Annotated in this window: 3 protein-coding genes; 1 reads left to right on the top strand and 2 read right to left on the bottom strand. The window is 67.3% G+C overall.

What is annotated here, in order from left to right; genetic code table 11:
• Window positions 1-443: 443 nt before the first annotated feature.
• The gene (locus tag AC1D00_RS31935) at window positions 444-1,898 is read left to right on the top strand and encodes a cell wall hydrolase (RefSeq protein WP_477013404.1); all 1,455 of its coding nucleotides are present in this window, start codon (window positions 444-446) and stop codon (window positions 1,896-1,898) included.
• Window positions 1,899-2,087: 189 nt separating this feature from the next.
• Here the strand turns inward: AC1D00_RS31935 and nadC are convergent, their stop codons facing one another.
• Both nadC and AC1D00_RS31945 read right to left on the bottom strand, forming a co-directional pair.
• Entirely contained in the window at window positions 2,088-2,966 is an 879-nt protein-coding gene (gene nadC, locus AC1D00_RS31940) for a carboxylating nicotinate-nucleotide diphosphorylase (RefSeq protein WP_477013405.1), read from the bottom strand.
• A gap of 11 nt (window positions 2,967-2,977) precedes the next feature.
• Window positions 2,978-3,551, bottom strand: a 574-nt coding sequence (locus AC1D00_RS31945; RefSeq protein ID WP_477013406.1) for an FAD-binding protein, incomplete at its 5' end; no start/stop codon positions are given.

The raw sequence follows: 3,551 nt of genomic DNA on the forward strand, positions 1-3,551 counted from the left end.
CGCTATCGCCACACACTCACTGTCATCGCCCGGCTTGGCCGGGCGATCCAGTACGCCGAGACAGCAGTGATTGAATCGAGAAGCCGCGGCGTACTGGTTGCCCCGCCCCCGTGCGCAATTGCGCACTCGGCGGGGCATGACGGCGGTGTTGTGGAAAGTGCTTCTCGCAAACGATGGAACTCATCACGCGTCCCGTAATGATACGCGCGCGCAAGAGTTCCTTCACCATTCGCGTTGACCGGATGTTTACCGCTTCACGTGAGGCGACATTTACCAATGCGCGTCATTGCCCCGTGGAAACACTTGCGATCGCTTGTGTGTGCCCGGCGCGCAACGCCGATTAACGCCCCGGCAACCTAAATTGGATACTTACGAGAAAGATCGAATTGCACGGATGTACTGCGGTTCGGTTGTTCGGGCGTAAGCGTAGCGTGAGCGTATCGATGTCAGTGTTGCGTAACCATCCGAAGGGCGCGCGGTTCGCGTCCTTCGGCATCGGTCTCTGCATCTTCGCATTGATGCCGAGAGAGACCGGCTATCAGGATATTGCCTCGCTGCTGGCGCGTCAGCCCGGCGTCGCCGAGCGTTGGCAGAAGCAGGTGTATTCCGCGGCGTCCTCGATCCAGCTCGCCACCTACAGTTTCTCCCGCCCCATCGGCACCTCGGTTCCGCAGAGCGCGATGGTTCGCCTCGCAAGCCTCGATGGCCGCGACGTCACCGGCGCGATCAGCCGCAATCCGGCGCTTCAGGCGCCCCCGCGTTACCAGGCCGCCGACTTTCCCAAGGTCGATCGCTCCATGAAGGGTAATCGCCTCGCGATCGTGACACCGACGACGTCTCCCGACGCTGCCGCACCGGCCGCAGCGCCCGCGCAGGAAGATCCCGCGACGTCGAACAGCTCGGTGTTCGGCGCCAAGACCGCCGCGTTGCCGCAAGCGATGTCGCCGGAGTCCGCAGCCGCGCTCGACCCCGAGCTCCAGGAAGCGCTTCGCGCGCCGCCGTTGCCGCAATATGCCAATCCGCCGAAGGCCAGCGACCTCGCGCGCTCATTCGCGGTCCAGCCGCTGGAGGCGCTGAAGCGGGCCACTGCGCCGGCCGCGCCCGCGCGCGATCCCTTCAGCGTCAAGACCTCGAACCTGTTCTTCGGCAGCTCCTCGCTCGGCGGCAATCTCGAGAGCATCGAGAGCTGGCAGCCCGGCGCCGAGCCGCTGATCGTGATGCCCGACCCCGACATGAAGGTGACGGCCTCGCTGTCGCCGCCGACGGAGGAGATCGCCAGGGACATCGAGAGCGGCGAGAGCGTCGCGCCGAAGGGCGAGGTCAACGCCGACAACCAGCACGCGAGGTCGCCGGCGGAACGGCTCGCGCTCGACGACAAGTCGCGCGCGAAATCCGAGAAATGTCTCGCCGAAGCCGTCTATTTCGAATCCCGCGGCGAGGCCGTGCGCGGCCAGATAGCGGTCGCGCAGGTGGTGATGAACCGCGTGTTCTCAGGCAAATATCCTGATACGGTGTGCGGAGCGGTCTACCAGAACAAGCACCGCCATCTCGCCTGCCAGTTCACCTTTGCCTGCGACAACAATGCCGACGTGATCCGTGAGCCCGAGATGTGGGAGCGCGCCAAGAAGATCGCGAAGGCGATGCTCGACGGCCAGATCTGGTTGCCCGAGGTCGGCAAGTCCACGCATTACCACGCCTACTGGGTGCGCCCGTCCTGGGTCGCCGAGATGAAGAAGATGTACAAGACCGGCGTGCACACCTTCTATCGCCCGCGCGCCTGGGGCGACGGCAGCGAGGAACCGAGCTGGGGCTCCCCGGCCCAGACCGCCGCACTCTCCGCCGAGCTCGCGCAGCAGGCCAAGAGCTCCGCCGAGATGGGAGATACCGTACGGCGCTGAGTTAGTTTGTGGCTGTCGCCGCAAGCGCGAGTGCGCTCCCTCGCCCCGCTTGCGGGGAGAGGGTTGGGGTGAGGGGGACTCTCCGCGGAGACGGTGAGAGTTGGACTCGCGGAGATTCCCCCTCACCCGGAATCCGCGCTTTCAGCGCGAATTCCGGCCTCGCCCCGCTTGCGGGGAGAGGCTAAGAAGTCACGCCTCGATATCCAGGGCACAGTCGAAATTCGGCGCGGAATGCGTCAGCGCGCCTGAAGACGCGTAGTCGACGCCTGTCGCCGCGATTGCGGCGATCGAGTCCAGCGTGACGCCGCCGGATGCTTCCAGCTTGAGCCGGCCCTCGTTGATCCGCACGGCCTCGCGCAGCGTCGCAAGGTCCATGTTGTCGAGCAGCACGGCGTCAGCCATTCCCGTGTCCAGCACCTCGCGCAATTGCGCCAGCGTATCGACCTCGATCTCGATCTTGACGAGATGGCCGGCGTGGGCGCGTGCGCGCTCCAGCACGGGGCGGATGCCGCCGGCGACCGCGATGTGGTTGTCCTTGATCAGGATCGCGTCGTCGAGGCCGAAGCGGTGGTTGAAACCGCCGCCGCAGCGCACCGCGTATTTCTCCAGGGCGCGCAAGCCCGGCGTGGTTTTTCGCGTGCAGCAGATCCGCATCCTGGTGCCTTCGGTGCGCGCGACATAGTCCGCCGTCAGCGTCGCAACGCCCGACAGCCGGCCGACGAAATTCAGCGCGGTCCGCTCCGCGGTGAGAATGGCGCGCGCGGGGCCCGAGATCGTCAGCACGTGCTGTCCGCGGGCCACGCGGGCGGCATCGCGGACATGCGGCCGCACCTCGATGTCGGGCGACAGCTTTTGCAGCGTCGCCAGCGCCAGCGGCAGGCCGGCGATCACGCCGGACTGGCGCGCGGCTAGGATGGCCTGTGCCTTCGTCGCCTCCGGGATCGTTGCCAGCGAGGTGATGTCGCCGGCGCGGCCGAGGTCCTCGTCGAGCGCGCGGTGCACGGCCTCGTCGATCGCGAGCGGCGAGAGGAAGGCGTCGGGATAGAGCAGGGATGTCGGGGTGATCATAAGGGACTCCATCAGGCGATCACGGGCTGCGCAATGCGCGGCAGCGGACGTTCGTGCAGGCTCTCCGCGGCTTCGCGTGCCGCGGCGAGGGTGGTCATCGTTCTCCGGGCCAGCGCGGGGACATCGGCCGGGTGGTCGATGCGGAAATGCGCGCCGCGGCTCTCGCACCGCGTCCAGGCCGCAGCGGCGACGAGCAGGGCCGACGTCGCCATGTTGCGGACAGCGATGCTCGTTGCGTCACGTTCGAGCGCGGCGAAGCTGCGCACGGCCTCCGCAAGCCCGTCACTGTGACGGATGACGCCGACATGCGCGCTCATCATCGCGCGTAGCCACTTCACGGCCGCAGTATCCGGTGCGTTGCCACGCGACGTCACGAGCGCGTCGGGGAGGCGGGCAGGCGAGGGGATCGCGCGGCCGGCGATGTCGTCGGCGATGCGCGCGGCGTAGACCACGGCCTCCAGCAGCGAATTGGAGGCGAGACGGTTGGCGCCATGCGCACCGGTGGAGGACACTTCGCCGCCGGCCCAGAGCCCGTCGATCGAGCTGCGGCCGCGCGCGTCCACCGCGATGCCGCCCATGTGGTAG

This window comes from Bradyrhizobium sp. P2_E8 (assembly GCF_056403875.1).

Coding starts and splice junctions, on each gene's coding strand:
- AC1D00_RS31935 (WP_477013404.1), top strand. CDS start 444: ATGTCAGTGTTGCGTAACCATCCGAAGGGCGCGCGGTTCGCGTCCTTC.
- nadC (WP_477013405.1), bottom strand. CDS start 2,966: ATGATCACCCCGACATCCCTGCTCTATCCCGACGCCTTCCTCTCGCCG.